Annotated in this window: 30 protein-coding genes; 11 read left to right on the top strand and 19 right to left on the bottom strand. The window is 65.4% G+C overall.

The genetic code is table 11. The features are described 5' to 3' along the window. Positions 1-43 precede the first annotated feature (43 nt). The 3 genes from CA236_RS06370 to CA236_RS06360 form a co-directional block, all read right to left on the bottom strand. Positions 44-1,021, bottom strand: a complete 978-nt coding sequence (locus CA236_RS06370) for a nitronate monooxygenase family protein (protein WP_046410661.1) — start codon at positions 1,019-1,021, stop codon at positions 44-46. A gap of 75 nt (positions 1,022-1,096) precedes the next feature. Then, positions 1,097-1,621 carry a gamma carbonic anhydrase family protein gene (locus CA236_RS06365; RefSeq protein ID WP_125944983.1) on the bottom strand — a complete coding sequence of 175 codons (525 nt, stop codon included), beginning with the start codon at positions 1,619-1,621 and terminating at the stop codon, positions 1,097-1,099. Positions 1,622-1,908: 287 nt separating this feature from the next. After that, positions 1,909-3,204, bottom strand: a complete 1,296-nt coding sequence (locus CA236_RS06360) for an MFS transporter (RefSeq protein WP_125944982.1) — start codon at positions 3,202-3,204, stop codon at positions 1,909-1,911. A 159-nt stretch (positions 3,205-3,363) separates the two neighbouring features. Between CA236_RS06360 and pgsA the strand changes: the two genes are divergently transcribed. Genes pgsA through CA236_RS06345 form a run of 3 tightly spaced genes read left to right on the top strand, consistent with a single transcriptional unit; the run spans position 3,364 to position 4,634 of the window. Then, on the top strand, positions 3,364-3,930 hold the full coding sequence (gene pgsA, locus CA236_RS06355) for a CDP-diacylglycerol--glycerol-3-phosphate 3-phosphatidyltransferase (protein WP_125944981.1): 567 nt from the start codon (positions 3,364-3,366) through the stop codon (positions 3,928-3,930). A gap of 6 nt (positions 3,931-3,936) precedes the next feature. Further along, positions 3,937-4,188 (top strand): molybdopterin converting factor subunit 1, encoded by a 252-nt coding sequence (moaD, locus tag CA236_RS06350; RefSeq protein ID WP_125944980.1) that lies wholly within the window; start codon positions 3,937-3,939, stop codon positions 4,186-4,188. Beyond that, positions 4,185-4,634, top strand: a complete 450-nt coding sequence (locus CA236_RS06345) for a molybdenum cofactor biosynthesis protein MoaE (RefSeq protein WP_125944979.1) — start codon at positions 4,185-4,187, stop codon at positions 4,632-4,634. The genes moaD and CA236_RS06345 overlap by 4 nt, the downstream gene beginning before the upstream one ends. A gap of 20 nt (positions 4,635-4,654) precedes the next feature. Here the strand turns inward: CA236_RS06345 and CA236_RS06340 are convergent, their stop codons facing one another. Then, positions 4,655-5,335 carry a fasciclin domain-containing protein gene (locus tag CA236_RS06340; protein ID WP_164518884.1) on the bottom strand — a complete coding sequence of 227 codons (681 nt, stop codon included), beginning with the start codon at positions 5,333-5,335 and terminating at the stop codon, positions 4,655-4,657. Between the two features lie 105 nt (positions 5,336-5,440). On the opposite strand from CA236_RS06340, the gene thiE reads away from it, so the two are divergent. From thiE to CA236_RS06320, 4 genes are all read left to right on the top strand, one after another. Then, positions 5,441-6,118 (top strand): thiamine phosphate synthase, encoded by a 678-nt coding sequence (gene thiE / locus CA236_RS06335; RefSeq protein ID WP_125944977.1) that lies wholly within the window; start codon positions 5,441-5,443, stop codon positions 6,116-6,118. A gap of 123 nt (positions 6,119-6,241) precedes the next feature. Next, entirely contained in the window at positions 6,242-6,835 is a 594-nt protein-coding gene (locus CA236_RS06330; protein ID WP_125944976.1) for a M23 family metallopeptidase, read from the top strand. A gap of 34 nt (positions 6,836-6,869) precedes the next feature. Continuing rightward, positions 6,870-7,433: an elongation factor P gene (efp, locus tag CA236_RS06325; protein WP_046410650.1), complete on the top strand. Its 564-nt coding sequence runs from the start codon at positions 6,870-6,872 to the stop codon at positions 7,431-7,433. Positions 7,434-7,541: 108 nt separating this feature from the next. Next, a complete protein-coding gene (locus CA236_RS06320) occupies positions 7,542-8,354 on the top strand; it encodes an inositol monophosphatase family protein (protein ID WP_125944975.1) in 813 nt (270 codons plus the stop codon). A gap of 57 nt (positions 8,355-8,411) precedes the next feature. On the opposite strand, the gene CA236_RS06315 is transcribed toward CA236_RS06320, so the two are convergent. Genes CA236_RS06315 through CA236_RS06275 form a run of 9 tightly spaced genes read right to left on the bottom strand, consistent with a single transcriptional unit; the run spans position 8,412 to position 14,963 of the window. Continuing rightward, positions 8,412-9,320, bottom strand: a complete 909-nt coding sequence (locus tag CA236_RS06315) for a DUF481 domain-containing protein (protein WP_231621995.1) — start codon at positions 9,318-9,320, stop codon at positions 8,412-8,414. 57 nt (positions 9,321-9,377) lie between these two features. Continuing rightward, complete coding sequence (locus tag CA236_RS06310; RefSeq protein WP_046410647.1) at positions 9,378-9,854, bottom strand: RNA pyrophosphohydrolase; 477 nt, start codon at positions 9,852-9,854, stop codon at positions 9,378-9,380. Between the two features lie 6 nt (positions 9,855-9,860). Beyond that, positions 9,861-10,667, bottom strand: a complete 807-nt coding sequence (locus CA236_RS06305) for an RNA methyltransferase (protein ID WP_125944974.1) — start codon at positions 10,665-10,667, stop codon at positions 9,861-9,863. 13 nt (positions 10,668-10,680) lie between these two features. Then, a complete protein-coding gene (locus CA236_RS06300) occupies positions 10,681-10,950 on the bottom strand; it encodes an HPr family phosphocarrier protein (protein ID WP_046410643.1) in 270 nt (89 codons plus the stop codon). After that, complete coding sequence (locus CA236_RS06295; protein ID WP_046411740.1) at positions 10,947-11,360, bottom strand: PTS sugar transporter subunit IIA; 414 nt, start codon at positions 11,358-11,360, stop codon at positions 10,947-10,949. The genes CA236_RS06300 and CA236_RS06295 overlap by 4 nt, the downstream gene beginning before the upstream one ends. Before the next feature lie 17 nt (positions 11,361-11,377). Next, positions 11,378-12,292 carry an RNase adapter RapZ gene (gene rapZ, locus CA236_RS06290; RefSeq protein WP_046410642.1) on the bottom strand — a complete coding sequence of 305 codons (915 nt, stop codon included), beginning with the start codon at positions 12,290-12,292 and terminating at the stop codon, positions 11,378-11,380. Beyond that, entirely contained in the window at positions 12,289-12,720 is a 432-nt protein-coding gene (locus CA236_RS06285) for an HPr kinase/phosphatase C-terminal domain-containing protein (protein ID WP_125944973.1), read from the bottom strand. The genes rapZ and CA236_RS06285 overlap by 4 nt, the downstream gene beginning before the upstream one ends. Before the next feature lies 1 nt (position 12,721). Continuing rightward, entirely contained in the window at positions 12,722-14,290 is a 1,569-nt protein-coding gene (locus CA236_RS06280; protein ID WP_125944972.1) for a stimulus-sensing domain-containing protein, read from the bottom strand. Then, positions 14,259-14,963, bottom strand: coding sequence for a response regulator transcription factor (locus CA236_RS06275; protein WP_046410638.1), 705 nt, complete (start codon positions 14,961-14,963; stop codon positions 14,259-14,261). Before CA236_RS06275 ends, CA236_RS06280 begins: the two co-directional genes overlap by 32 nt. 104 nt (positions 14,964-15,067) lie before the next feature. On the opposite strand from CA236_RS06275, the gene CA236_RS06270 reads away from it, so the two are divergent. After that, positions 15,068-16,156, top strand: a complete 1,089-nt coding sequence (locus tag CA236_RS06270; protein WP_125944971.1) for a mechanosensitive ion channel domain-containing protein — start codon at positions 15,068-15,070, stop codon at positions 16,154-16,156. Here the strand turns inward: CA236_RS06270 and CA236_RS06265 are convergent. Both CA236_RS06265 and CA236_RS06260 read right to left on the bottom strand, forming a co-directional pair. Beyond that, the gene (locus CA236_RS06265) at positions 16,153-16,602 is read right to left on the bottom strand and encodes an NfeD family protein (protein WP_346962764.1); all 450 of its coding nucleotides are present in this window, start codon (positions 16,600-16,602) and stop codon (positions 16,153-16,155) included. The two genes, CA236_RS06270 and CA236_RS06265, sit on opposite strands and share 4 nt — an antisense overlap. Continuing rightward, positions 16,599-17,582, bottom strand: coding sequence for an SPFH domain-containing protein (locus CA236_RS06260; RefSeq protein WP_046410634.1), 984 nt, complete (start codon positions 17,580-17,582; stop codon positions 16,599-16,601). The genes CA236_RS06265 and CA236_RS06260 overlap by 4 nt, the downstream gene beginning before the upstream one ends. Positions 17,583-17,704: 122 nt before the next feature. On the opposite strand from CA236_RS06260, the gene guaB reads away from it, so the two are divergent. Genes guaB through CA236_RS06245 form a run of 3 tightly spaced genes read left to right on the top strand, consistent with a single transcriptional unit; the run spans position 17,705 to position 20,875 of the window. Next, the gene (gene guaB / locus CA236_RS06255; protein ID WP_125944970.1) at positions 17,705-19,162 is read left to right on the top strand and encodes an IMP dehydrogenase; all 1,458 of its coding nucleotides are present in this window, start codon (positions 17,705-17,707) and stop codon (positions 19,160-19,162) included. A 6-nt stretch (positions 19,163-19,168) separates the two neighbouring features. After that, positions 19,169-20,341: an RsmB/NOP family class I SAM-dependent RNA methyltransferase gene (locus CA236_RS06250; protein ID WP_125944969.1), complete on the top strand. Its 1,173-nt coding sequence runs from the start codon at positions 19,169-19,171 to the stop codon at positions 20,339-20,341. Between the two features lie 33 nt (positions 20,342-20,374). Then, positions 20,375-20,875: a hypothetical protein gene (locus CA236_RS06245; protein ID WP_125944968.1), complete on the top strand. Its 501-nt coding sequence runs from the start codon at positions 20,375-20,377 to the stop codon at positions 20,873-20,875. Between the two features lie 21 nt (positions 20,876-20,896). Here CA236_RS06245 and rsmA read toward each other — a convergent pair whose 3' ends face one another. The 4 genes from rsmA to lptD all read right to left on the bottom strand — a co-directional run bounded on the left by rsmA (position 20,897) and on the right by lptD (position 26,407). Then, entirely contained in the window at positions 20,897-21,712 is an 816-nt protein-coding gene (gene rsmA, locus CA236_RS06240; protein WP_125944967.1) for a 16S rRNA (adenine(1518)-N(6)/adenine(1519)-N(6))-dimethyltransferase RsmA, read from the bottom strand. Continuing rightward, on the bottom strand, positions 21,709-22,713 hold the full coding sequence (pdxA, locus tag CA236_RS06235; RefSeq protein WP_125945076.1) for a 4-hydroxythreonine-4-phosphate dehydrogenase PdxA: 1,005 nt from the start codon (positions 22,711-22,713) through the stop codon (positions 21,709-21,711). Before pdxA ends, rsmA begins: the two co-directional genes overlap by 4 nt. Before the next feature lies 1 nt (position 22,714). Beyond that, the gene (locus CA236_RS06230; RefSeq protein ID WP_046410625.1) at positions 22,715-24,076 is read right to left on the bottom strand and encodes a peptidylprolyl isomerase; all 1,362 of its coding nucleotides are present in this window, start codon (positions 24,074-24,076) and stop codon (positions 22,715-22,717) included. Between the two features lie 81 nt (positions 24,077-24,157). Next, complete coding sequence (lptD, locus tag CA236_RS06225) at positions 24,158-26,407, bottom strand: LPS assembly protein LptD (RefSeq protein WP_125944966.1); 2,250 nt, start codon at positions 26,405-26,407, stop codon at positions 24,158-24,160. Positions 26,408-26,435: the final 28 nt, after the last annotated feature.

The raw sequence follows: 26,435 nt of genomic DNA, 5'->3' as shown, positions 1-26,435 counted from the left end.
ATCAGGCGCGGCGCCGGCGACATTCCGGCGCAGCGCCCGATACTCAGGCAGCCGACAGCTGCAGCCGCGCGCGCGCGGCATTATATTCGCGCTCCATGCGGTCGATCCGCTCGGCGACGGTTTCCACCTTCTGCACCGCGCCGATGCCCTGGCCCGATCCCCAGATGTCGCGCCACGCCTTTGCCTTCGCCGGCTCGCCGTTCGAATTCTGGCCGAAGTTCATCGTCTTGTAATCGCCCTGGGGCAGATTGTCGGGGTCCAGCCCAGCCCGCTCGATCGAGCCGCGCAGGTAATTGCCGTGCACGCCGGTAAAGAGGTTGGAATAGACGATATCGGCCGCCTTCCCCTCGACGATGCCATTCTTGTAGCCCTCATCGGCATTCGCTTCGACCGTCGCGATGAAGGGCGATCCGATATAGGCGAAATCGGCGCCCATCGCCTGCGCGGCGAGCACCGCATCGCCGGTCGCGATTGCGCCCGACAGCGCGACCGGGCCGTCGAACCATTGCCGGATCTCGCTGACCAGCGCGAAGGGCGACAGGCGGCCGGCATGGCCGCCCGCACCGCTCGCCACCGGGATCAGCCCGTCGGCGCCCTTTTCGATCGCCTTGCGCGCGAACCGGTCGTCGATCACGTCGTGGAACGTGATCCCGCCCCAATTGTGCACCGCCTGGTTCAATTCCTCGCGCGCGCCGAGCGAGGTGATGGTGATCGGCACCTGCCACTTCTCGCAGGTGGCCAGATCCGCCTCGAGCCGGTCGTTCGACTTGTGCACGATCTGGTTCACCGCGAAGGGCGCGGCGGGGCGATCCGGATTGTCGCGGTTGTGCGCCGCCAGCTCCTCGGTGATGCGGTGCAGCCACTCGTCAAGCAGCCCCTGCGGCCGCGCGTTGAGCGCCGGGAAGGATCCGACGATCCCCGCCTTGCACTGCGCGATCACCAGATCGGGCCCGGAGATGATGAAAAGCGGGGAGCCGATGACCGGCAACCGCAGGCGAGAAAGGATCGCTGGGACAGACATAATTTTGGTTATGTCCTCCCCGAAACTATCTGTCCAGCATGTACCATCGGCTCCCTGAACAATCGTAAAGGACGCTCAGTCCACCCGGCGCAGGTTGTCGCCGGCATCGCGTGCATTCTGCACATAATGCGCTGCCGAGACCTTCAGCGATGCGATCGCCGCCTCGTCCAGCTGCTTCACCGCGCGCGCCGGGCTGCCCACGATCAGGCTGCCGGGCGGGAAGGTCTTGCCTTCGATGACCAGCGCGTTGGCGCCGACGATGCAGTCATCGGGGATGACCGCGCGGTTAAGGACGGTCGCACCCATGCCGATCAGCACGCGGTCGCCGATCGTGCAGCCATGAAGGATGGCATGGTGGCCAATCGTGCAATCCTCGCCGATGGTCAGCGGCGCGCCCGGATCGGAATGGAGCATCGCGCCTTCCTGGATGTTGCTGCGCGCGCCGATCGGGATGGTCGTATTGTCGCCCCGGATCACCGCGCGGAACCACACGCTGCTATCCTCCGCCAGCCGCACGTCTCCGACCAGATCGGCGCTGGGCGCAACCCAGGCGGTCTCGTGACAGACGGGCCGCCGGCCGCGGAATTCGTAAAGGGGCATTTCTCTCTCCTGTATCATCCTTGGACAGTTGCGCACCGCGGTCACGAATGGCGGGTGCGAAAAGGTAAATGCGGCGTTAACCATTGCCTATGGATCGTCAGCCTCCTCCGTCATCCTTCCGCCACCCGATCCGCCAGACGATGGCGCCGCCTACCAAGGGGCGCGATCGGCGCGACGACGATCAGGATCTGAAGCTGTTCGTGCTGAGCTTCACCGCCTTCTTCATCTGCTTCTACACCTTGATGATGTGATCGCCCGTCGCCCGAGCTGACGGTCGCGCCCGCGGGTCAGTCGCAGGCGCGGTGCAGCCGCTGCGCGATCCATGCCGAGACGAGGCACATGCCAGCGACCACCAGCAGCAACTGGCTGGCCGTCGCCCCCAGCGCCGTGATCCCCGCCACCGCGGCCGAGCCGATCGTCATCGCGCCGGCGTTAACGACATTGTTCGCCGCCACGGTGCGAGCGGTCTGGTCCTTGGGCACGGTGGTGGTGAGAAAGGCGTAGAGCGGCACCACGAACATGCCGCCGAATGTCGCCACGAACAGCAACGTCAGCAGGACGAGCGGCGCGCCCGGATGCGTTACGAACGCGGGAATGTCGTACAGCGTCCCCGCAGGCGCGGCATCCCAGCGGGTCGCGACGAACCAGAAGGCAAGCACCGCCGCGCCCATCGCGATGACCGACGCGGGCGAATAGCGCGCCGAGATCTGCCCGCGCAGCATCAGGTTGATCACCACCGATCCGATCGCCACGCCGACCGAGAAGATGGCGAGCACCAGGCTGGCGACGCTGGCGTCCGCGGTCAGCACGTTCTTCACCAGCGGCGGGAAGATCACCACCAGGACCGATCCGATCGTCCAGAAGAAGCTGATCGCGCAGATCGCGAGGAACAGCCGCGGGATGTGCATCGTGCCCGCCACCAGCCGCCACGATGCGCGCAGCGGATGGAAATCGAGCTTCAGCGGCGGGCCGAGGCGCGGGGCGGGGGGCACCAGCCGCGCGGAAATATAGCCCAGCAGCGCAACGAGGAAGGTGGTCGTCGCAATGAGGGCGATCGATTCGTAGATGAACCCGGCCACGATCGTGCCGAGCAGGATCGACAGGTACGTGCCCGCCTCGACCAGGCCCGTGCCGCCCAGCACGTCCTCATCCTCCAGATGCTGCGGCAGGATGGCGTACTTGATCGGGCTGAAGAAGGTCGAATGGATGCCGAGCCCGACGATCGCCAGCAGCATCAGCGCGACCGGCAGCGTCACTTGCCCTGTCCGCGCGAGCAGCAACCCGGCGCAACCGATCGCCATGATCACGAACTCGGCGATTTTCACCAGCCGGATGATGCGCGCCTTGTCGGTCGTATCCGCCAGCTGCCCGGCCAGCGCCGACAAGATGAAATAAGGAAGGATGAAGAGCGCGGCGGCCAGCGCGTTGAAGAAGCTTTCCTGCGTTTCGCTCGCGAAAATTTCGTACGTCGCGAACAGGACCATCGAGGTCTTGAACAGATTGTCGTTAAACGCGCCGAGGAACTGGGTGATGAAAAGCGGCAGGAAGCGCCGCCGTTTAAGAAGCCCGAGGGCATTGATCATGGCGCAAAATGGCCCGGTTGTGGCAGAATGGAGGCGGGCATAGCCGTTGGTCGACGGTCATGCCAACCCTGCGCATAGTACGATCGATGCCGCCCCATGGACCCGATCGGCACGGTGAGCAGGCTTGCACCGGGGCGCTGCCGGTTTAAGTCTGCTGTCGTGTTATCGCTTCCCAACCTTCTCACCCTGTCGCGAATCGTCGCCGTGCCGGCGCTGGTGGCGCTGCTCTGGTGGCCCAGCTGGCACACCGGCTTCGGCCTTGCGTTCGCGCTCTACTGCCTGATGGGCCTGACCGACTATTTCGACGGCTATCTGGCGCGCGCGCAGGGTACCGTCTCGAAACTGGGCGTCTTCCTTGATCCGATCGCTGACAAGATCATGGTCGCGGCGGTCATCCTGATGCTGGTCGGCACGCGGCACAATGACATCGCCGTCATTACCGGCGTTCACATCATCGCCGCGCTGATCATCCTGTTGCGGGAAATCGCGGTCTCGGGCCTGCGCGAATTCCTCGCGGGGCTTCAGGTGTCGCTCCCAGTCTCGCGCCTCGCCAAGTGGAAGACCGCGTTGCAGCTGGTCTCGTTCGGCGCGCTGATCCTCGCCGGCGCGTTGCCCGCGCTCGGCTGGATCAAGCTGGTCGGGCTGGTCTCGCTCTGGGGCGCCGCCGCGCTGACACTGATCACCGGGTGGGATTATCTGCGCGCTGGCCTCCGGCATATGGACTGATCGGCCATGCGGATGGTGTATTTCGCGTGGGTGCGTGAGCAGGTCGGCGTGCCCGAGGAGGATGTCGCCCCACCGGCCGCCGTGGTCACGATTGCCGATCTGGTGGACTGGCTCGCCGGTCGGTCCGAGGCGCACGCCACCGCCTTTGCTCGGCGCGACCGGCTGCGGGCGGCACGTGACCAGAACTTCGTGCCCCTCGATACGCCGATCGACGGCGCGGCGGAGATCGCGATCTTCCCCCCGGTGACGGGCGGATGATCCGCGTCGTGGTCAGCGACGCGCCGATCGATATCGCCGCGGAAATGACGCTGGCCGAGGGCGCGGGCGACACGCAGGGCGGCGCCGTCGCGACCTTCACTGGTCTGGTGCGCGGTGACGATGGCGTCACCGAACTGACGCTGGAACATTATCCCGGCGCCACCGAGAGGGCGCTCGAGGCGCTTGTCGCGGAAGCGTCCGCGCGCTGGCCGCTCGCGGGGGTGACGATCGTGCACCGGGTCGGGCCGATGTACCCCGGCGACCGGATCGTGTTCGTCGCCGCCTGTTCGGCGCACCGCGCCGCCGCGCTCGACGCCTGCGCCTTTCTCATCGACCGGTTGAAGACCGATGCGCCGTTCTGGAAGCGGGAGCGGCTGGGCGCGGAAACGCGCTGGGTCGACGCGCGCAGCACCGATGATGCGGCCGCCGCGCGCTGGCGCGGCTGAGGGGGGCTAGGCCCTCGCCGTCAGCCCATGCGGGGAACGAGCACCCCGTTCACCACATGAACGATCCCGTTGACCTGCTGGACGTCGGGCGTCTCGACATAGCTCTTGCTGCCATTGGCATCGATCAGCGCGATCGCCTGTCCGTCGCTGGTTGCGGTCAGCGGCACGCCCGCGACCGTGGGCAGCTGCACCGATCCCCCCGCGGCGGCGATCCGCCCGCGCAGGTCGGCGAGGGTGATCGTGCCGGGCACCATGTGATAGCTCATGACCCGGTCCAGCGCAGGCCGGTTGGCGGGGGCAAGAAGCTGGTTCACCGCACCGCGGTTCAGGCGGCCGAAGGCGCTGTCGGTGGGCGCGAAGACGGTGACCGGGCTGGCCGCGGACAAGGTCTGGCGCGCGGTGCTCAGGCTGATCGCCCGGGTCAGCATCCGCAGATTGGGGGCGCTGGCGCAATTCTCCGCGATGGTCCGGTTGCCCAGCATCGCGGCGCCGCCGACATAGGGGTTGATCGCAGTGGCGGCGGCAGCGGCGCGCGTCCCCGCGAGGGTCAGCGGCGGTGCAACCGGCGGCGGCTGGTGCGCGATCGCGGTCGGCGCGGGCGGCAGCTGCGCCACCTGCTTCGCCGGCTGGCTGCACCCGGCCAGCACCGCCAGGATGCCGGCCGCTGCCGGCAGGGCGAAGGCTCTCGAACGAAGTGCCATCATCGCGGGTAAACGCGGCAGGCACGGCGTTCGTTGCACGCGGGGCGGGGGGCAGGTGTTGGCCACGGGCTTCCGTATGCGTGTCCGTGCGGCTAGGCGAGGGAAATGATCGAAGATCCCCTGGGCCCGCTCGACCCCGAATTTGCTGCCGCGTTCAAGCGCGACGATCGTCGCCCGCCGTGCCAGCTCTATCTGATCTCCCCGCTCGACGTTGCCGGCGCTTTCCCGGACCGTCTCGCCCGCGCGCTCGACGCTGGCCCCGTGGCCGCGTTCCAATATCGCGTGAAGGACATCAACCAGCATGATGCCGCGCGTCTCGCCGAGCCGCTGCAGCGCGTCTGCGCCGACCGCGACGTGGCGTTCATCGTCAACGACAGCATCTCGCTCGCCAAGCGGCTCGGCGCCGACGGTGTCCATCTCGGCCAGGAGGATGGCGACCCGCGCGAGGCGCGGCAGATCCTCGGCCCCGGCGTCCAGATCGGCGTCACCTGCCACGACAGCCGCCACCTCGCGATGGAGGCGGGGGACGCGGGTGCGGACTATGTCGCCTTCGGCAGCTTCTATCCCACCACCACCAAGCAGGTGAAGCATCGCCCCGAACCCGTGATCCTGTCCTGGTGGTCGACCCTGTTCGAATTGCCCTGCGTGGCGATCGGCGGGATCACCCCAGAAAACGCGCCGCCGCTCGTTGCTGCGGGCGCGGACTTCATCGCCGCGTCGGGCGCGGTCTGGAGCGGTGACGAGGCAGCGGCCGTCCGCGCGTTCAACGCCGCGCTCGGCTGAGCACGACGCTCAGCCGTCGCCCGGCGGGAAACAACCGCCGCCTGATCGGTTTGCCGATGATGAAGGTAGAGGCTCCGGCCCCTGCCTTCTCTTGGTTGGAACCGGCAGGGGAGCCAGGATGCAATGACGCGGCTGGGCGGAACGATCTTGTCCCTCATCCTGCTGGCGGTGATCGGTTTCGCCTCCATGCTGTCCTTCGGGCCAGTCGCTCCTCAGAAGCGGCCAAACTTCTCCGCAGACCGGCCGATACCCCCCGCTGAACCCGCGGTCGCGGCCACGATCGGTATGCCCGTCGCAGGGGTTTCGGCGGATCAGATCGCCGACAGCTGGGGCGACAGCCGCGGCGACGGCACCCGCGCGCACCAGGCGATCGACATCCCCGCCCCGGGCGGAACCCCGGTCCTCGCGGCCGCCCCGGGGCAGGTGGAAAAGCTCTTCGAAAGCGCCGCCGGCGGCACCACGCTCTACGTCCGCTCGCCGGGCCGGGAATGGATCTATTATTATGCGCATCTCGCCGGCTACGCCCCGGGAATCCGCGAAGGATCACCGGTTCAGCGCGGCACGCTGCTGGGATTTGTCGGCGACACGGGCAACGCAGGGGCGGGCAACACGCACCTGCATTTCGCGGTCAACCGGATGGCGCCGGGTGAGCGCTGGCATCAGGGAACGCCGGTCAATCCATACCCGCTGCTTGCCGGATCGGCACTTCGCCGCTAGACGCGCCCATCGCTCTTTCCAGCAGGTATAGACCATGAAGATCAGCGGCGTCGATATCCGTCCGGGTAACATTATCGAGTATGAAGGCGGCATCTGGCGCGCCGTGAAGATCCAGCATACGCAGCCCGGCAAGGGCGGCGCCTATATGCAGGTCGAACTCAAGAACCTGCGCGATGGTCGCAAGAATAACGTGCGTTTCCGCTCGGCGGAAACGGTGGAGCGCGTTCGCCTTGATACCAAGGATTTCCAGTTCCTGTTCGCTGAGGGCGACAGCCTCGTGTTCATGGACAAGGAAACCTATGACCAGGTGACGCTGCCGCGCGATCTGCTTGGTGATGCCGCCGCGTTCCTGCAGGATGGCATGGACGTGGTGATGGAACTCTACGAAGAGGAAGCCATCAGCGTGCAGCTGCCGGATACGATCGAGGCGACGATCGTCGAGGCGGACGCCGTGGTGAAGGGGCAGACCGCCTCGTCCAGCTACAAGCCGGCCGTGCTCGACAATGGCGTGCGCGTGATGGTGCCGCCGCACATCGCAAGCGGCACGCGCATCGTGGTCGACGTGTACGAGCAGACCTACGTCCGCCGCGCCGAATAGTCTTTCCCGCAGGCGGGAGGGGCCAGGGGAGGGCATGTCTCCCGGCGTCGCGTTTTCGTTTCAGGCCCTCCCCTCGCTTCCTCACGGGGAAGCAAGAAAGTAGACGACATGCCAGCTCATTCCGGTCTCTTCACCGTCATCGAACGCGCCGCTCGCAAGGCCGCGCCACGGCTGCGGCGCGACTTCAACGAAGTCCAGCACCTTCAGGTGAGCCGCAAGGGGCCGGCGGATTTCGTGTCCATGGCTGACAAGCGTGCCGAGCAGACGCTGTATGAGGAGCTTTCCAAGGCGCGACCCGACTGGGGCTTCATCATGGAAGAGCGCGGCGAAGTGGCGGGCGACCCCAACAAGCCGCGTTTCATCATCGACCCGCTCGATGGCACCACCAACTTCTTGCACGGCATCCCGCATTTCGCGATGTCGATCGCGGTTGAAGAGCCGATGCCCAACGGCAAGCGTGAGATCACGACCGCGCTGATCTACCAGCCGCTGACCGACGAAAGCTTCTGGGCGGAGAAGGGACGCGGGGCGTGGTTGCAGGACCAGCGCCTGCGCGTATCTTCTCGTCGTGAGCTGACCGAGGCGGTCGTCGCGACCGGCATCCCGTTCATGGGCCATGGTGACTTTGCCGAATGGACCCGCATCTTCGGCTCCATTGCGCCGCAGGTGGCGGGTATCCGCCGGTTGGGCTCGGCGGCGCTTGATCTTGCCTGGGTCGCGGCCGGCCGGTTCGACGGTTATTGGGAATCAAAGCTGCACATCTGGGACGTCGCCGCCGGCATGTTGCTGGTCAAGGAAGCCGGCGGCTTCGTGACCGATTTCCGCGGTGGTGATCGCGCGCTGGAACGCAACGAGTTCCTCGCCGCCAATGACGGCCTGCACTCCAAATTGCACAAGCTGCTGGCTGGTGCGCTCCGCTGAGTTGACGCTGCTCGGGAATGTTTGCGCGTGCCCGTTCAAGGCGCGCGCGCATGGCTGTCAGAACGTATACACCAGCGACGCCCGGCTGATCGTGTCCGTGGACACGCGGCCCTCGGGCGGCATGCTTTCATATTGTACTGTGTAGCTCACCTGCGCGGAGAGCGGCCCCAGCAGCTTGGCGGCCATCGCGGTCGTGCTGCTGACGGTGGAGTTGAACTGCTGCAGATAGGCCGATGCGTCCTGCCGCAGCGTCAGGCCGGGGGTCAGTTTCCAGTCAAAGTCCACGCTCCCGCGCGCTGCGATGCTGCTCTCCACCGTTGCATCGGTGAATTCCGTGTGACGGAAGGCAGGGCCCAGTTCCAGGTTCAGCGTCACCTTGGGTGACTGGATCGCGCTGTAACCCGCACCGGCCGATGCCGAATAACGATCGGAATAGCCCAGGAAGCGATCGCTTTCATACTGAAGCGCGCCATAGACATAGCGACGGGAATCGAGTTTCCAGTTGGGCTCATAAGCGGCGAGATAATGTTCGCGCGTGGTGATGCCGAGGCTGCGCTGGTAATCGATCCGCCCGCGTAGCTTGTGCCGCCACTCCAGCCCTTCGCGCGTCAGGTCCAGCACGCCGGTTGCGCCCGCCGTGTTGGAATTACCGGTCGTGATGAAGCCTCCCACCTCGGCGCGCCCGACCCACAGGTCGGTCCAGCCGGCCCGGACGATCCGCGTCTGGCGATCCTTGGCGCGCACCTCGCGCCATTCGTCCGCGATCCGCAGCACAGCATCGCCGCTCGCCGGATCGGCGGCGCGGGCATATTTGACGATGGTCGAAACCTCGTTCTCGTTACCCGAGGCGATGGCGGCATCCAGCATCGCGCGGATCGGCGGCGGAATGACGATCCGCTCCTCATCCTGCGTGGCGCCTCCATCAGCAGCAGCTGTCGCAGCGATCAGGAGGAGCGGGTAGATCACGATGCAGTCATACCTAAAAGCGTGAAGCGGGTGAACGGAAGGCCGGTGGGCAGTGGGTCAACCGAGGTGAGTTGAAAAGGCGCCGAGCACTTCCCGATAGAGCGTGCGCTTGAACGGAACAATGATGGTCGGCAAGTCTGCGGGGTCTGCCCATTTCCAGGCGCGGAATTCGGGATGCTGCGTGTCGATCCGGATGTCATTGTCCGAGCCGAGGAAGCGGAAGAGGAACCAGCGCTGGACTTGCCCGCGGTAGCGGCCCTTCCATACCTTCCCAATGAGCTCAGGCGGAAGGTCGTAGCGGAACTCCTGCGGCGCCTCGGCGATCAGGGAGACGTGCTCTGGCCGGATACCGGTTTCCTCGCCCAGTTCGCGCAGCGCCGTTTCCAGGGGTTGTTCGCCCGGGTCGATGCCGCCTTGGGGCATCTGCCAAGCCTCCAGGGTAGTATCCAGCCGCTGGCCGACGAATACCTTGCCGCTGCCATTGAGCAGCATGACGCCCACGCAGGGTCGGTACGGGAGATCGGCCGTAGACATGAAAAGCTACCCTCTGTTCTGCGCGTGGGCGAGGACCTCATACGCCATCACCGCAGTCGCGACAGCCGCATTCAGGCTGTCCGCTTTCCCAAGCATCGGCATTTTGACGAGGAGGTCGCATTCCGCCTCGATCTCCGCCGGCAGGCCTTGCGCTTCGTTGCCCGTCAGAAGGAACGTGGGCGTTTGATAATCTGCATGACGGTAATGGTTGTCGGTGCGCAGGCTCAGGCCGACCAACTGGCCGGGCCCGCTTCGCAGCCAAGGCAGGAACTGGTCCCACGATGCGCGCACCAGTGGCACGGTGAACAGCGCCCCCATGCTGGCCCGCACTGCTTCGGTCGAGAATGGATCGACGCTGTCGCCGATCAGGACCAGTCCGCCCGCACCCACCGCATCTCCCGTGCGCAGGATCGTGCCGAGGTTGCCGGGATCTCGGAGCCGTTCGGCGACAAGCCAGATCGGGCTGGCGGTGCGATCAAGATCCTCGAGACGCGAATCGAACGTGTCGAACGCACCGACCACGGCCTGGGGATTATCCTTGCCCGACAGCTTCGAGAGGATCGCTTCGCTGGTCTCGATCGCTTCGCCGCCGCTGCCTTCGACCGCATCCACCAGTGCGGATACGAGCGGATGCCGGGCGCTGGGGGCGGCAAAGAACAGATAGCGCGGAACACGGCCTGTCTCGCGCGCCTCAGTCAGGATGCGCAGCCCCTCGGCAAGGAAGAGGCCTTCTTCGCGGCGATGACGCTTGTCGCGCAGCGATTGGATCCGCTTGACCAGCGGATTGGAAAAAGCGGTGATGGTACGCGGCATCTCTGATCCGTTGTCAGTCTTCGCCGAACTTCTCTTCGACAAGGGCGCACATCGTGTCGACCACCTGAGCGGCATTGTCGCCCTGCGCGCTGATCGTGATCGTGTCGCCCTTCGCGGCGCCCAGCATCATCAGTCCCATGATCGACGTGCCCGTCACGGTAGCACTCCCCTTCGCGACCTGCACCGCGATCGGCTGCTGCGTTGCAAGGGTGACGAACTTCGCGCTGGCCCGTGCGTGGAGCCCACGGCGGTTGGAAATGAGAACCTCGCGCGAGACCGTCACGCGACCGCTTCGCCCATACCCAGAACCTCGGAGGCGACAGAAATGTACTTTCGCCCTGCCTCTCGCGCGGCTGCGACCGCGGCGGCAACCCCCATCTTGCGACGCGCCGACTCAAGCCGGATCAGCATGGGCAGGTTGATGCCTGCGATCACCTCGATGTGGCCGCGCTCCATCAACGAAATGGCGAGGTTGGAGGGCGTGCCGCCGAACAGGTCGGTCAGGACGATGACGCCGCGCCCGCCGTCAACATCGGCGATCGCCTGGCGAATATCCGCGCGGCGCGCCTCCATGTCGTCGTCAGGGCCGATCGCGACCGTGCGCACCTGCTCCTGCGGCCCCACCACATGTTCCATTGCCGTCACGAATTCATCGGCCAGCCGGCCGTGCGTAACGAGCACCAGCCCGATCATCTGTGTCGTCAATCCGTTCATTGCCCGTCAGGCCGATCCTCGAACGTACCCTGCTGCAGTGCGGCAAGATCCCGATGGACCACCGTGGGCGAAAATGCCGCGCTGCGCAACCGCGCCGCCACGCGCTCCGCCACATGGACCGACCGGTGTCTTCCGCCGGTACAACCGAAAGCGATATTGATATAGGATTTTCCTTCGGCGCGGTAGCGGGGCAGCAACAGCAGCAGAAGGTCCTCGATCCGCGACACGGCAGGCTCATAGGCAGGATCTTGCGCAACATAGTCCGCGACCGGCGCGTCGATACCCGTGCCCGGACGCAACGCGGGATCCCAATGCGGGTTGCGCAAAAACCGCATGTCGAAGACGAGATCGGCGTCCCGGGGCAAGCCCCGCGAGAAGCCGAAAGACATGACCGTGATCGCGGGTTCTCCCAGACCCGGGTGGAAGAACCGGCGCCGGATAGCCTGTGCGAGATCGGCACTGGTGTAGTAGCTGGTGTCAATCAGGCCCGCCGCCCAGCGGCGCAGTGGATCGACAAGGGCACGCTCCCGCTCGATCCCTTCCCGTGCGGGGCGGTCGGCGGCGAGGGGGTGGCGACGGCGCGTTTCATCATAGCGCCGGGCAAGCTCGTCGGATGCGCAGTCAAGGAACAGGACGCTGATGTCGTGCCGACCGGCGGACCGAAGCCGATCGACCAGTCTCACGATCGCTTCCGCATCGAAGTCCCGCGTGTTCGCGCCGATGCCGATGGCAAGCGGACGTGACGTCTCATCACGACCAAGAGCCGCCTCGGCACTAAGCAGGCGATCGAGCAGGAACAGGGGGAGATTGTCGACGATCTCCCATCCCAGATCCTCCAGCGTGTTCAGGGCGGTGGATTTGCCTGCTCCGGACATCCCGGTGACCAGCAGGATTTGGGAAGGAGGCGTCATGGGAAATCGTGTCTCAAGGCATATTCGATGACGAGTGGTGCGGAGGTCGGTCGTGGATCAAGGTTCACGAGCCGAACCGCTATTCCAGCGAACGTCTCGACCAATCGTTCCGGCATACGCTCGGGCGCGGGCATGTTGTCCCGGAGAAGCCGGACGGCCAGCGCGACGGGCACGTCATCAACGTGGGGAACCGGCACAATCCCGAGGCCGCGAATTTCCAGGCGCCCGCCAATGGTCATTGGCGCACTGGCGAGCAATGCCGAGGGCGTCGGTGTGAGCCGGGTATAGTCATCGGACACCAGCAACGCCCCCCGATCGATCAGGCGAAGCGCGAGATCGGATTTACCCACGCCTGATGGACCCATCAGCATTATCCCCCGCCCGTCGATCGCAACGGTCGAGGCGTGAATAGTCTCAATGCCAGGCATGTTATTGATAACCGGGGAAGGGGAGGCGGAGGACGAAGCGGGCGCCACTTAATCGATCCTCCCGCGACTCGACGTGAATTGTCCCGCCATGCGCCTCCACGATCGTCCGGGCAATCGCCAATCCCAGGCCGGAGTGCCGCCCGAAATCCTCGCCGTCGGGACGGATCGACTGAAATCGACGGAAGATGGCTTCGCGCGCGTCCTCGGGCACGCCTGGCCCTTCGTCCTCGAAGCGCAGCTCAAGCTTCCCCGCACGGACTGCGGGCGCGATCGACACGACACCGCCCTGCGGGGAAAACGAGACCGCATTGTCGATCAGATTCTCGAACACCCGCTCAAGGCGCGCGCCTTCCCCAAGGATGACGAGCGGCGTTGCGCCGGCATCATCGAACCGAAGGCGAACGTCACGGTCGATACCGCGCTCCTGATGATGGGCAATGATCGCCTTCAGCATCGCGCCGATATCGACGGGTTCGAATTTTGCGCGGCTGAGCTGCGCGTCCAGTCGCGAGGCATCCGAAATGTCGCTGATCAAACGATCCAGGCGGTGCACGTCGTCCCGAACGATCGCCAACAGGCGCTCCTGAAGTTCGGGATCCTTGACGCTGGCGAGGCCGTCAACGGCGGAGCGGAGGGAGGCGAGGGGGTTCTTCAATTCGTGCGTGACGTCGGCTGCGAATGCCTCGGTCGCGTCGATGCGTGCCCGCAGCGCGAGGCTCATGTCCGACAGCGCGCGCGCCAGCATGCCGATTTCGTCCCGTCGATCCGGCAGGCGCGGCACCACCACCTCGCGCGCACGTCCCAAGCGGACGCGAACCGCCGCCCGCGCGAGCCGGCGGAGCGGCCGGACGATCGTGCGCGCGAGGAAGAGCGACAGGAGGATCGACACCAGCGTCACGACGGCCAGGACGACGCTCAGCCGGAAACGCTCGACCCGTACGGTCTGGGTAATGTCTCGCGCGTTGATCGTGGTCATCAGGGCGGCGTTACCGTTCGGCTGCCGCGCGGCTGCGGTAATGACCGGGGTGCGATCGGGCGCCCGCCAAACCGTGCCCGATGGGTAACCGGTCAGCGCGCTCTTCACGTCCGTCCAGTCCAGCCCATCGTCACGCTCACGATACAATGGCGGGCGTTTGGCTCCGACGACGGTGTCGATGCCGGCGTCGAGAAAGCGCGCAATTCGCTGGCCGAGGCCGTCCTTGTCTGGATCGCGCAGCAGGAAGTTGCGCTCGCCCAAGGCGCGGCTGTCGTAGAGCAGGTCGCCATTGGCAGCGAAAAGGCGGATGCGTGTGCCCGTATCGCGCGCAAACAGGCGAATGAGCGGCGCGCGCGAAGCCGCCGGGGCGACGGCCAGAGCCTCCGCCATGAGGCGCGCCTCCCGGATCGCCTGCTCCGTTCGGCTGTCGAGGATCCTGCTGCGATAGGAATCGAGGTAAAAGAACCCGCCTGCCAGAAGCAGGAGGGCGAACACATTCACCGCGAGGATCCGGCGGGTAAGCGATACCCGCCCGGACCAGCGAAGCGTCAGGTCGCTGGAGTCATTCTTCTGAGAAACGGTATCCGGCGCCATATAAAGTCTCGATGGCGTCAAAGGCCGGATCAACCTGTCGGAACTTGCGACGAACGCGCTTGATGTGGGAATCTATCGTGCGGTCATCGACGTAGATGTCGTCCTGGTACGCCGCGTCCATCAACTGATTGCGGGTCTTCACGATGCCAGGGCGCTGCGCCAGCGTCTCCAGGATCAGGAATTCGGTGACCGTCAGCGTGACCGGTTCACCCTTCCACGTCACCTTATGCCGCGCGGGATCCATCGAGAGGTGCCCGCGGTCGAGCGCCGCCGCAATCTCAGCCTCGCCAGGCTCGCTCGCCAGCGCGAGGTCGGTGCGGCGCAAGATGGCGCGGATACGCGCGATCAGCAGCCGCTGGCTGAAGGGCTTGGCAATATAATCATCCGCGCCCATCGCGAGGCCAAGCGCCTCGTCGAGTTCATCATCCTTGCTCGTCAGGAAGATGACCGGAACCTGGCTGCGCTCACGAAAGCGCCGAAGGAGCTCCAGCCCGTCCATTCGCGGCATCTTGATGTCGAAGATTGCGAGGTCCGGCGGATTATCCACCAGAGCCTTCAGCGCTGTCTCACCATCCGAATAGACCCGCGTCAGAAACCCTTCGGTCTGAAGCGCGATAGACACGGAGGTGAGGATATTTCGGTCGTCGTCGACGAGCGCGATCGTTGCCGTCATGGAACGGAGCGATACTGCAAAGCGGCTGATGTCTCAATGGTGTGTGACAAGAGTGATGCTGCAATGCAGTGGAACCGCGGCTCCTCAAGGTCGCTTGTGCTGGCATGAGGATCGAGTGGACTGGCTGGGAGGTGCCGTCGCTGATCGCCAATGTCGCGATCGCGGCCGGGGCGGTGTTGGTCGGGCTCGTTGTTCACGCGCTCTTCATGGCGGTCGGCCGGCGTCTGGCCGCACGCACACCAGATTCGATTGACGACGCCGCGTTGGCGCTCGCGAAGCGACCGCTGCGCTGGATCGCAGCCGCAATTGCGCTCGCGGCGAGCCGACGCTTCCTCGATCTGCCATCCTGGGCCAACGAGCTGTGGGGGCTCGCCGCGGGTTTCATCGTCCCCGGCCTGATCGGGTGGCTGCTGATCACGATCGTTCGGGTATATGCGCGGGCGGTCGAGATCCGATACGACATCGCGGTCGAAGACAATCTTCGTGCCCGCCGCCGGCGCACACGAACCACGATCCTCAGCCGGATCGGCGTCATTGCCATCGCGCTGATCACCATCGCCTTGATGCTGTTGTCTATCCCCAGCATCAGGAGCATCGGGATCACGCTCATGGCATCCGCCGGCCTTGCCGGTCTTGCAGTGGGTGCCGCAGCGCAGCCTGCGCTCAAGAACCTGATCGCCGGCGTCCAGCTTGCCTTTACCGAGCCGATCAGGATCGACGATGTGCTGATCATCGAGGGTGAGTGGGGAAGGGTGGAGGAGATCCGCCTCACCTATGTGGTGGTTGCTCTTTGGGATGAGCGCCGATTGGTTGTTCCGGTATCCCGATTTCTCGAGATGCCGTTCCAGAACTGGACCCGCAACACGAGCCAGTTGCTTGGCAGCGCCTTCTTCTGGCTGGATCCGACCGCCGACATTCCCAGGCTTCGCGCACATTACGAACAGGTCGTCCGTGCGAACCCGCGCTGGGACGGTCGCGCCTTTGTTCTTCAGGTAACCGATACGAGGCCCGACGCGATCGAGGTGCGTGTCCTCGCGACCGCCAAGAATGCGGCCACCGCCTTCGACCTGCGGTGCGATCTTCGGGAAGCCATGCTCGCCTTCATTCGCGACGAAATGCCCGAGGCGCTGCCGCGCCGTCGCCTTGTTCAGGTGGATGATGTGCTTGCCGCTGATCACCCGGCCCGGGCCTAGACCTTCTCCACTACCGCAGTGACGCCATCGAATTTGACGATGCGCACCGTCGCCCCGGCCGGGCTGTCAGGTCCAGTGGCAGGCCATTCGCCGTCGCCGATCCGGACACGGCCCCGGCCGGAAACGATCGGCGCGGTGACGGTCACATGCTGGCCGACGAGCCGGGCCGCGCGATCATTCAGGTGCGGATCGCTCGAATCCACCGGATAATCGCGGTACCAGCTTTGGCCGATCATCACGGTCATCACGCTCCAAGTTGCAAATACGGCGAGCTGCACCGCGATCGGCAAATCCGGAAACGCGAAGGTCACCGCCGCCAGCACCGCGGCCGCAATGGCAACGAAGATCAGGAAGATGCCGGGAACGAGCAGCTCCGCAATCGCCAGAAGCACCGCGCCGATGAGCCACACCAGCGCCATGTTGGAGAGGATGCCGTCCAGCATCATTCAGGTCCGCGTTCGCGAACACGAGGCACCGTCTGGCGCGCGGCGGAAGGTGGCGGGTTGGTCGCCACGCCGGCTTCAGCAAGTGCAGCCTTGGCCAGTTCGCCAATCCCGCCCAGCGTGCCGACCAGTTGGGTGGCCTCTACTGGGAAGAGGATCGTCTTGGCATTCGGACTCGTCGCGAATTTGCCGACCGCCTCGACGTACTTTTGCGCGATGAAGTAATTGAGGCTCTGCGTCCCGCCCTGCGCGATGGCGTCCGATACGACCTGTGTCGCCTTCGCCTCGGCCTCAGCGCCGCGCTCGCGCGCTTCAGCTTCGCGGAATGCGGCTTCGCGGCGGCCTTCTGCTTCGAGGATTCGGGCCTGCTTCTGGCCTTCAGCGCGCAGGATTTCGGAAGCGCGCATGCCTTCTGCCTCAAGGATATTGGCGCGTTTTTCGCGTTCCGCCTTCATCTGGCGTCCCATGGCATTCACGATATCGGCGGGCGGGCGGATGTCCTTGATCTCGACGCGGGTGATCTTGACGCCCCACGGTGTCGTCGCATGGTCGACTACCGCGAGAAGCCGCGCGTTGATCTCGTCACGTTTGGACAGCGTCTCATCGAGATCCATCGATCCCATGACAGTGCGCAGGTTGGTGGTGGTCAGCTGCAGCAGCGCCGTATGCATGTCGGAGACTTCATAGGCGGCCTTGGCGGCGTCCAGCACCTGGAAAAAGACGACCCCGTCGGTGGAGATCATCGCATTGTCCTTGGTGATGATCTCCTGCCCCGGAATGTCGATGACCTGTTCCATCATGTTCACCCGGCGGCCAACGCGATAGAAGAAGGCCGGATAGAAATTGAACCCCGGCGCCGCCGTGGTGGTGTACCGGCCGAAATGCTCGATCGTGTATTGATAGCCCTGGCGCACGATCTTGATGCTGATCATCAGGTACAGAAGGACCAGCACCAGAACGAGCGCCGCGGTGAGAAGTGCCATTCGCCTCGATCCTCTCGCTTTTCGTTCAATAGCCTAGCAGTCGGATGCGAGGGGGCCTAGCGGATTGGCGCCCGCGCGGTTACATGGCCCGCCACTTCCCTGCGCAACGGAAACGGCATCTCATGGATATTCGGCTCGGCCTCACCTTCGACGACGTACTGCTCGTCCCCGGCGCTTCCGAGGTGTTGCCGAGCGGAGCGGATACCCGCACGCGGGTAACGCGGGACATCGCTCTTAATATCCCGATCCTCTCCTCCGCGATGGATACAGTGACAGAGGCGGACATGGCGATCGTCATGGCGCAGCTGGGCGGCATGGGGGTGCTGCACCGCAATCTGACCATCGAAGAACAGGTTGCGGCGGTGCGTCAGGTGAAGCGCTTCGAAAGCGGAATGGTGGTTAATCCGATCACGATCAGCCCCTGGGCGACATTGGCCGAAGCGCAGGCGCTGATGGCGCAAAACCGGATCAGCGGCATCCCGGTCGTGGAGGCGAACGGCCGCCTAGTCGGCATCTTGACCAACCGCGATGTCCGCTTTGCCGAAAACCCGATGCAGCCTGTGTCCGAGCTGATGACGCGCGAGAACCTGGCGACGGTGCGCGTCGGCGTCGGGCAGGAAGAGGCGCGGCGCCTGCTTCACCAGCGGCGGATTGAGAAGCTGATCGTCGTTGATGAGGATTATCGCTGCGTCGGCCTGATCACGGTGAAGGATATCGAGAAAGCCGTCACCTATCCGGACGCCACGAAGGATGCGGCAGGCCGGCTGCGCGTGGCGGCGGCGACGACCGTGGGGGACAAGGGTTTCGAGCGCACCGAGGCGCTGGTCGACGCCGAGTGCGATCTGGTGGTGATCGACACGGCGCACGGCCACAACCGTGATGTGGCGCGCGCGGTCGAGCGGGTGAAGAAGCTGTCCAACTCGCTCCAGGTGGTGGCCGGCAACGTAGCCACCGCCGAGGCGACCCGATCGCTGATCGATGCCGGCGCGGACGGGATCAAGGTCGGCATCGGCCCGGGTTCGATCTGCACCACCCGTGTCGTCGCCGGCGTGGGCGTGCCGCAGCTGACCGCCGTCATGGACTGCGCCGAGGCTGCACGGGGTAGCGGCGTGCCAGTGATCGCCGACGGTGGGCTGCGCACCTCGGGTGATCTCGCCAAGGCGCTCGCCGCTGGCGCCGCGACCTGCATGGTCGGATCGTTGCTGGCCGGTACAGAAGAGGCACCTGGCGAAACCTTCCTGTACCAGGGCCGTGCGTACAAGTCGTACCGCGGCATGGGCAGCGTTGGCGCGATGGGCCGCGGCTCTGCCGACCGCTACTTCCAGGGCGACATCAAGGATCAGCTGAAGCTCGTGCCGGAGGGCATCGAGGGACAGGTGCCGTTCAAGGGGCCCGCGCGTGACGTGATCCACCAGCTGGTCGGCGGGATCAAGGCAGCGATGGGCTACACCGGTGCCGCAACCATCACCGAACTGCGCGATCGCGCCAACTTTGTCCGCATCACCGGCGCGGGACTGAAGGAAAGTCACGTTCATGACGTGACGATCACGCGCGAAGCCCCCAATTACCCGACGCGCTGATCTCCCGTGACGCCCGCTGCACGCACCCAGGCTGCGATCGAGCTCCTCGACGCGATCATTGCCGCAGCGCGCGAGGGCGGGGCGGCGGCAGATACGCTGATCGCGCGCTACTTTGCCACGCGGCGCTATGCCGGGTCGAAGGACCGGCGTGCTGTGCGAGAGCTGGTATATGCCGCGATCCGCAGCTGCGGCGAGGCTCCAGCCTCCGGCCGTGCCGCCATGTGTCTGCTCGCGAGGGCGGATGAGCAGCTTGCCGCGACCTTCGACGGCTCAGCTCATGGTCCTGCGCCTTTATCAACCGACGAGCCAGTGGCGGTTCCGGGAACGGTACCGGGCTGGATCGGCGAGGCGCTCGAACGCGCCGGGATCGGTCCGGACGAATGGCCCGCACTGGTTGAGCGGGCGCCGCTGGACGTGCGTCTGCGCAAGGATGTGGGCCATGCAGAGGTGCTCGCACATTGGCCCGATGCGCAGGTGATCCCGGGATTGCCGCAGGGGCTGCGATTGCCCTCGGGAACCGATGTCGCGTCGATGGCGGGCGCGGTGGAGGTGCAGGACGCTGGCAGCCAGGCGGTGTCGCTCGCCGCAGCGGCGTCCGCAGGCATGACGGTAGTGGATCTGTGCGCGGGAGCTGGCGGCAAGACGCTGGCACTGGGCGACGCGATGGGCGGTGAAGGTCGCATCGTCGCCTGCGATGTTGATCGCGCACGTCTCTCGCGTCTGGCGCCGCGCGCCGCCCGGGCGGGGCTTTCGATCGTGGAGACTCGCCTCCTCAACCCTAATCGGGAGCTGGAGGCGCTTGCCGACCTGCAGCGCACCGCAGACGTGGTATTCGTCGACGCGCCCTGCTCGGGGACGGGGACTTGGCGGCGTAACCCCGAGGCACGGTGGCGCCTCACGCCGGATCGGCTTGCTCGACTGACCGCGACCCAGGCGCACGTGCTCGAGGTGGCAGAAACGCTGGTGCGGCCGGGCGGGGCGCTAGTCTATGTGGTCTGCTCGCTCCTTGACGAGGAGGGGAGCAACCAGGTGGATGCGTTCCTGCGCGGTCATGCCGGCTGGAGCGCCGCTCCCATCGATCTTCCCCTTGGCGCTGCTCTCGGCAATGGCCATCGGCTGACCCCGGCGCGTGACGGCACGGACGGTTTTTTCGTCGCGCGGCTGCTGGCGCCATGCTAACTCGTTGACGTCGTGCCGAAGCTGGAGCCCTTGATGCGTTACACGTCCGTCGCCGTCGCAGCCGCTCTCGCGATGGTTTCGATCTCGACGTCGCTGCACGGCGCGCGGCCGGACGACCAGATTGATGCAAAGTCGATGGCGTTGCTGGAGCAGGGCCGTGCAGCCCGGGCTGCAGGCAATGTCGAGGGCGCGATCGACCTCATTGAAACGGCGGTCGTCGTTGATCCGCGCAATCGGCAGGGCTTCATCGAGCTGGCCGAATTGTCGCGGGCGCGTGGCCTGCCGGGCAAGGCGATCCGGCTTTATCGCGAGGCGTTGCTGCTGGAGCCCAATGACGTGAACGCCCTTCAGGGCCAGGGCGAAGCCTTGGTGGCGAAGGGCGCGGTCGAGCGGGCCAAGGCAAATCTGGCGCGGGTAAAGACCCTCTGCAAGACCGCTTGTCCGCAGGCCAACGCGCTGGCGAGTGTGATCGCCAAGGGGCCGCCGGTTGCGACCGCCAGCACGGTGCCGGTGAAACCTACCGCAAAGGACTGATCGCCAAGCCGCGGAGGGCGTTTAGCTGAGCCGGCGAGCCACAGCGACGAACTCCGCCACGCTGACTGTCTCGGCGCGTCGGGTTGCGTCGATACCCTCCGCCTCCAATGCCTCGAGCGCGCCGGGAAGGCTGCGGAGGCTCTGGCGCAGCATCTTTCGACGCTGGCCGAATGCGGCGGCGGTCAGCGCTTCCAAGCGGCGCAGGTCTACGCCCTCCGGCGCTTCTTTCGGCACTATGTGAACGACCGCAGACATCACCTTTGGCGGCGGCGTGAACGCCGAGCGATGAACGGGCATCGCGATCCGCGGAACGCTGCGCCACTGCGCCAGCACCGCCAGCCGCCCGTAGGCGTCGGTGCCCGGTGCAGCCACGATGCGATCGGCAACCTCGCGCTGGAACATCAGGGTAAGCGATTGCCACCACGGAAACCACTCTGCCGACAGCCAGCCGACGAGAAGCGCGGTTCCGACGTTGTACGGAAGGTTGGCGGCGATGTGCGGCTTGCCCTTGAACAGCGGTCGAGGGTCGATCGCCAGCGCATCGCCCTCGATGACCGACAACTGGCCGGGGAACGCGACGCTCAGTTCGTCGAGCGCAGGGATGCAGCGACGGTCGCGCTCAATGGCGGTCACGTTCGCGCCAGCTTGCAGCAAGGCACGCGTCAGCCCGCCCGGCCCGGGGCCGACCTCCAGCACCTCGGCGCCAGCAAGGTCGCCCGGAATACGCGCGATGCGGGCGAGCAGCTGCGCGTCGAACAGGAAGTTCTGACCAAGCGCCTTTGACGCGCTCAATCCATGCCGCGCGATCACGTCGCGCAGCGGCGGCAGTTCCGTCATAGATTTGGGCAGGCAGCCCGGTGGGCAGCAGCCTCTGCGGCCATCAGGATCGCGGCAATCATGGCGCCCGGCTCCGCCTGGTTCTGGCCAGCGAGCGGGAAGGCGGTGCCGTGATCCGGCGAGGTGCGAACCACGGGCAGCCCCAATGTGATGTTGACGCCATCATCGAAATGGAGCGCCTTCAGCGGGATCAACGCCTGATCATGGTAGCAGCACAATGCAGCGTCATAATGGCTGCGCGCACGCGCATGGAACATCGTGTCGGCCGCAAACGGGCCCACCGCGGCGATACCCTCCTCGCGCAGAATCGCGATGGCAGGCTCGATCACCTCGATCTCCTCGCGCCCCAACGCGCCGGATTCTCCGGCGTGAGGATTGAGGCCGGCGAAGGCGAGGCGCGGCTTTTCGATGCCGAAGTTGCGGCGCAAGCCCCTGGCCGTCGCGCGGGCCTTCGCAACGATCAGGTCGATCGAGAGCAGCCCGGGTACGTCCGCCAATGCCACATGGGTGGTCATCGGCACGACCCGCAGCGATGGGCCGGCGAGCATCATCACGGCATTCTCGCGCGCGACGCCGAACCGCTCGGCCACGAACTCCGTCTGACCGGGATAGTTGAAGCCAATATCGTAAAGCTGCGCCTTCGACACCGGTCCGGTGACAAGCGCACGCGCAGCGCCCGATCGTGCAAGCCCCACCGCCAGTTCCAGCGAGTGCAGCGCACATCGCGCACCGTCGGCGTCCGGCTCTCCCGGGGTAATCTCGCCGGCATCCTCGACGGTCAGGACCGGCAGCGCCTGATCGAACGCCGCGTCCACCTCACGCAGATCGTTGATCTTGGCGACCGGCCCTTTCCACACCCGCTCGATCGCGCGCGCATCGCCCACGGCGAAGAAGCGGGGCAGGGCGGCGATCGAACGTGCAGCCCAAGCTTTGGCGATCACCTCTGGCCCGACGCCAGCTGGATCGCCCATCGAAACGGCAAGTGGTGCTAGGCTCGCGATGTCAACGATACTCCACGATCGCGTCACGCCGCAGGTCGCGCAGCGCCTGCTGCGCACGCAGATTGACGCGCTGCTGTTCGAGCTGGCTCTGGATCTGCTCCGAGCCCGGAAGCTGGGCAGAGGCGCTGTCGTCGCGGCCGCAAAGGACCAGCGTGCGCACGCCTTCCTCAGGGTTGCCGAAGGGCGGCGTCGCCTGGCCGACCTGCAAATTGACCATGATGTCCTGCAGCGGCGCCGGAAGATCGCGGATCCGGATCGCGTCGTTCTGGACGACCTCGGCGTTGATCGTCGCGGCCACCTTCTCAACCGAGCCGCAGCCCTGAAGCTGGCGGATCGTGTCGGCGAATTTCGCCGTGCGCTGGGTTGCCTGCGCCTGCGTCGTGCCGGCCGGGAACTTTATCGTCATCTGCTTCAGGCTGAGCCGCGCATCGCGCGCGTTCGCCATGAGGACCTGACGCTTGTCGACGAGATACAGGATGGAGAAGCCACCCGGGACTGCCACCGGGCCGACCACCTGACCGACCTGCATCTGGCCCGCGGCTTCGGCCAGTTCAGCCGGCAGCTGCGCAGCGCGCACCCAGCCAAGGTCGCCGTTCACGCCGCGTGTCGACGCTTCGGAAAAGTTGCGGGCGAAATAGCCGAACGGAGCCTGGCCCTTCTGGATCTCACCGATCAACTGACGAGCCGCGCCATACACCTCCTCGGTGCGGTCAGGCGTGGCCGACAGGTAAATCTCGTTCAGGTGATATTCGTCGGTGCCTTTGGCAGCTTCCAGACGATCCAGGATCGCCTTCACCTCTTCCTCACCGACGTTGACGTACGGCTCGACGCGGCGACGCAGATACCGCTGCCATGCCAGTTCGCCCTCGATCTGCCGCTTGATCGACCGTTCCGAGGAGCCCTGCTGACGCAGGAATTCGCGGAACTGATCCGGGGTACGGTTGAAGTTCTGCGCGACGCGCGCGAAGCTCTGGTTCAGCTCGTCATCGGTGATCGTGATATCAGCGGTCTTTGCCTGCTGGATCTGGAGCACTTCGTCGATGAGTTGGCGTAGGACCTGAAGGCGCAGGCGGTCCATATCCTCCGGGCTGAGGTCCACGTTGTTCGCTGCGCGGATCAACGCCACGCGCTGGTCCACATCGGTACGCGTCAGCACATTGTCGTTCACGATCGCTGTCGCCTTGCGGACGTTCGGATCGACATTGCCGAAGATCTGCAGGTTCTGTGGGATGTTCAGGCCCGTTTCCGGAACTGCTTGATCCTCAACAGTCGTGCTTCCGGTCTGGCCGGTCGCTGCTCCTGCAGCAGCGACAGCCAGAACCAAGCCTGCGAGCCGGCCGAGTCGTGCCGCCTTGTTGCCCATCGTCGTCACTCGTTCCGGAATCCCATCTTGCACGCCATGGTGCCCATCACGGCACATGCATATCCGTAGCTGAACCGCGGCTTAGCGTCCGAGGTTCTTGAATGCCAGCGTCAACAGATAGCTGCTGCCCCGGCGTGCGTCGCCCGTGGTCCGATAGTCCCGGCGCCAGGTCAGGCCCAAAGTGAGGCAGTCATCCTCGTACTGGACGCCGAGCCTGTGCCGGATCGGGTCGAACCCGTCCGCGACCGAGAATACGTCATCGCTGCGATCGGTGAGATCGATCAGGCCCGACGCGAACGCCGACCAGAAGCGCGCGAACTGCACGCGGCCACCAACGCGGACTTCCTCGCGGTCCTGAAGGTCCTCGAGCTCGTCGATGTCACGGTTGAGCCTCAGGTACCCGACGACCACGTAGGTGGACCGAGATCCGACCGTGGCGTCGATTTCATTGCGCCGGACCGCCAGGCTGTCCTTGTCGACGCGGTAGCGATGCGTGAAGGACACGAAATCGCGGAAGCGAAGTGTGGTGCGGCCGACGATGTCGGAAAACCGGTCGCTCAGCCCTGTACCGGACGGGAAGATCGCGACGCGATCTGACAGGCGATAGCTTTGTCCGATGTTGGCCGTCGCGCTGAAGCCCGGAAGATCTAGAGCATACTCAAAGCCATAGGTCGCGCGGGTCGAGTCTTCCCAGCGATCATAGCCGTTGAAGCGGTTGAGCGCGAAGAGGTTCGAATCCTCCAGGTCGATCGATCGTGCGTCCTCGTTGGGAATATCGAGATTCTTGATCCTCGGCGAGGCGACGATCTGGAGGCGGGGCGAGATGCGTTGCGTGCCATTGCCGACCGCTCCAACAAACGGCCAGCGCACGTCCACCGCCAGGGCACCGATGGCGCGTGTGTGGAAACCGTCCAGCCCGCGATAGCTCGCGATCCGCGTCGCCGCCGTGTCGCTGGTGTTATAGGCGTCGCCCCGTGCGAATGCCGTAAAGGTGACTTCCTGGCCCCAGTTGGTCAGGCGCCTGAGATCCCATCGCGCGCTGGCGAAGGCACGCTGGGTATCCTGGCCGGCCTTGCGCCCGATCGCGAGTGTATTGACGTGCAGCTGCACCGTCCCGCCCAGCACATTTTCCTGCAGGCGCCGGCGATAGTCCATTTCCGGCAAGGCAACCGGCTGCATACCCTGGCGTTCACCGACGCGAAGTGTCTGGGTCGCCCATCCGGCAAGCGAGAAGTAGCTATCCTGATCGATCCGCTCCAGCGCCGCGGTCGTCCGCAGACGATCGGCGTTCGAGATGTCGTATCGGCGCAAGAACGTGCGATCGGTTGCCAGCCGCAGCGATCCGGAAAGGCTCCAATTCTCGTTGAACTGAAAACGTCCGACACCGTCGAGATAGCCGCGGAATGCCTGTTCGGTCGAAGAATTGAAGCCACTTGCCAGATCGTCGCTCCGCCGGCTGACCGTCCCGTAGCCGGTCACGCTGAAGGCGCCCAGTTCGTCCAACTGCTCATAATTGGCCTGCATCATCGGCAACACCGCCGAATAGACGTGCGGTGTCACCGTCAGCTTTCGGTTGGGTGCGAGGCTGAACAGATAGGGTGTGGCCACTTCCAGACCGTTGACCCGGTCATAGCGGATCGTGGGCGAGAGCAGCCCGCTCGCGGTCGCTTCTCCAACTGGATGCGAGAACTTGGGGAGCGGGATCGACGGCAGCCCAAACAGATGAACCTGGGCGCCGACGTAATAGACTCGCTCCCGATCGGGGCGGTAGGTTACGCGGACCGCCGTGACCTTCCACGTCGGCTCCTTCGGGCAGCCATCCGAGCTGACGACCGAACAGGCCGTGTAAGCCGCACGATCGAGCGAGATCGTCCCGTTTTCCTGCCGTGTCCCCCGCTCCGCCGCGAGCCGCCCGCCACGCTCCAGCACGACGAGCATGTTGTCGATGACGCCGTCTTTCAGCGAGTCGGTCAGTTCGATCGAGTCGCCATAGGCAGTGTCGCCTTCGGGGCTGGTCACGGCGATGTTGCCGCTCGCCACGACCCTGCCGGTCTTTCGGTTCCAGACCACCTTGTCCGCACGCAGCCGCTGGCCGGCGCGGAACATCCGCACATCGGTCAGCGCGGTAACCACATCGGCTTCATAGTCATATTCGAGCGAGCCGGCGCTGAAGTCGATCTGATCCTCGTCAGCCGGCTGCGCTGAAGGGCTCGCCACCGCTTGCGGAGGCGGGGGCGGCACGGTGCGATCCTGCAGATCCTGTGCGCTGGCTGTGCCGGCGAGCAGGGCTAGCGAAAACGCGCAACTGGCCAAAAGCTCGAGACGCGTCACTCGATTACTCGCAAAACTGGAAACCCCT

This window comes from Sphingomonas sp. ABOLG, from assembly GCF_003950435.1.
GTDB classification, from domain to species: domain Bacteria; phylum Pseudomonadota; class Alphaproteobacteria; order Sphingomonadales; family Sphingomonadaceae; genus Sphingomonas; species Sphingomonas panaciterrae.
This window is presented reverse-complemented; position numbering and strand designations above follow the sequence as displayed.

What these genes read in the sequence shown, in the direction of transcription:
- CA236_RS06370 (WP_046410661.1), bottom strand. Translation starts at nt 1,021, where the DNA reads ATGTCTGTCCCAGCGATCCTTTCTCGCCTGCGGTTGCCGGTCATCGGC.
- CA236_RS06365 (WP_125944983.1), bottom strand. Translation starts at nt 1,621, where the DNA reads ATGCCCCTTTACGAATTCCGCGGCCGGCGGCCCGTCTGTCACGAGACC.
- CA236_RS06360 (WP_125944982.1), bottom strand. Translation starts at nt 3,204, where the DNA reads ATGATCAATGCCCTCGGGCTTCTTAAACGGCGGCGCTTCCTGCCGCTT.
- moaD (WP_125944980.1), top strand. Translation starts at nt 3,937, where the DNA reads ATGCGGATGGTGTATTTCGCGTGGGTGCGTGAGCAGGTCGGCGTGCCC.
- CA236_RS06345 (WP_125944979.1), top strand. Translation starts at nt 4,185, where the DNA reads ATGATCCGCGTCGTGGTCAGCGACGCGCCGATCGATATCGCCGCGGAA.
- CA236_RS06340 (WP_164518884.1), bottom strand. Translation starts at nt 5,335, where the DNA reads ATGGCACTTCGTTCGAGAGCCTTCGCCCTGCCGGCAGCGGCCGGCATC.
- thiE (WP_125944977.1), top strand. Translation starts at nt 5,441, where the DNA reads ATGATCGAAGATCCCCTGGGCCCGCTCGACCCCGAATTTGCTGCCGCG.
- CA236_RS06330 (WP_125944976.1), top strand. Translation starts at nt 6,242, where the DNA reads ATGACGCGGCTGGGCGGAACGATCTTGTCCCTCATCCTGCTGGCGGTG.
- efp (WP_046410650.1), top strand. Translation starts at nt 6,870, where the DNA reads ATGAAGATCAGCGGCGTCGATATCCGTCCGGGTAACATTATCGAGTAT.
- CA236_RS06320 (WP_125944975.1), top strand. Translation starts at nt 7,542, where the DNA reads ATGCCAGCTCATTCCGGTCTCTTCACCGTCATCGAACGCGCCGCTCGC.
- CA236_RS06310 (WP_046410647.1), bottom strand. Translation starts at nt 9,854, where the DNA reads ATGTCTACGGCCGATCTCCCGTACCGACCCTGCGTGGGCGTCATGCTG.
- CA236_RS06305 (WP_125944974.1), bottom strand. Translation starts at nt 10,667, where the DNA reads ATGCCGCGTACCATCACCGCTTTTTCCAATCCGCTGGTCAAGCGGATC.
- CA236_RS06295 (WP_046411740.1), bottom strand. Translation starts at nt 11,360, where the DNA reads ATGATCGGGCTGGTGCTCGTTACGCACGGCCGGCTGGCCGATGAATTC.
- rapZ (WP_046410642.1), bottom strand. Translation starts at nt 12,292, where the DNA reads ATGACGCCTCCTTCCCAAATCCTGCTGGTCACCGGGATGTCCGGAGCA.
- CA236_RS06285 (WP_125944973.1), bottom strand. Translation starts at nt 12,720, where the DNA reads ATGCCTGGCATTGAGACTATTCACGCCTCGACCGTTGCGATCGACGGG.
- CA236_RS06280 (WP_125944972.1), bottom strand. Translation starts at nt 14,290, where the DNA reads ATGGCGCCGGATACCGTTTCTCAGAAGAATGACTCCAGCGACCTGACG.
- CA236_RS06275 (WP_046410638.1), bottom strand. Translation starts at nt 14,963, where the DNA reads ATGACGGCAACGATCGCGCTCGTCGACGACGACCGAAATATCCTCACC.
- CA236_RS06270 (WP_125944971.1), top strand. Translation starts at nt 15,068, where the DNA reads ATGAGGATCGAGTGGACTGGCTGGGAGGTGCCGTCGCTGATCGCCAAT.
- CA236_RS06265 (WP_346962764.1), bottom strand. Translation starts at nt 16,602, where the DNA reads ATGATGCTGGACGGCATCCTCTCCAACATGGCGCTGGTGTGGCTCATC.
- CA236_RS06260 (WP_046410634.1), bottom strand. Translation starts at nt 17,582, where the DNA reads ATGGCACTTCTCACCGCGGCGCTCGTTCTGGTGCTGGTCCTTCTGTAC.
- guaB (WP_125944970.1), top strand. Translation starts at nt 17,705, where the DNA reads ATGGATATTCGGCTCGGCCTCACCTTCGACGACGTACTGCTCGTCCCC.
- CA236_RS06245 (WP_125944968.1), top strand. Translation starts at nt 20,375, where the DNA reads ATGCGTTACACGTCCGTCGCCGTCGCAGCCGCTCTCGCGATGGTTTCG.
- rsmA (WP_125944967.1), bottom strand. Translation starts at nt 21,712, where the DNA reads ATGACGGAACTGCCGCCGCTGCGCGACGTGATCGCGCGGCATGGATTG.
- CA236_RS06230 (WP_046410625.1), bottom strand. Translation starts at nt 24,076, where the DNA reads ATGGGCAACAAGGCGGCACGACTCGGCCGGCTCGCAGGCTTGGTTCTG.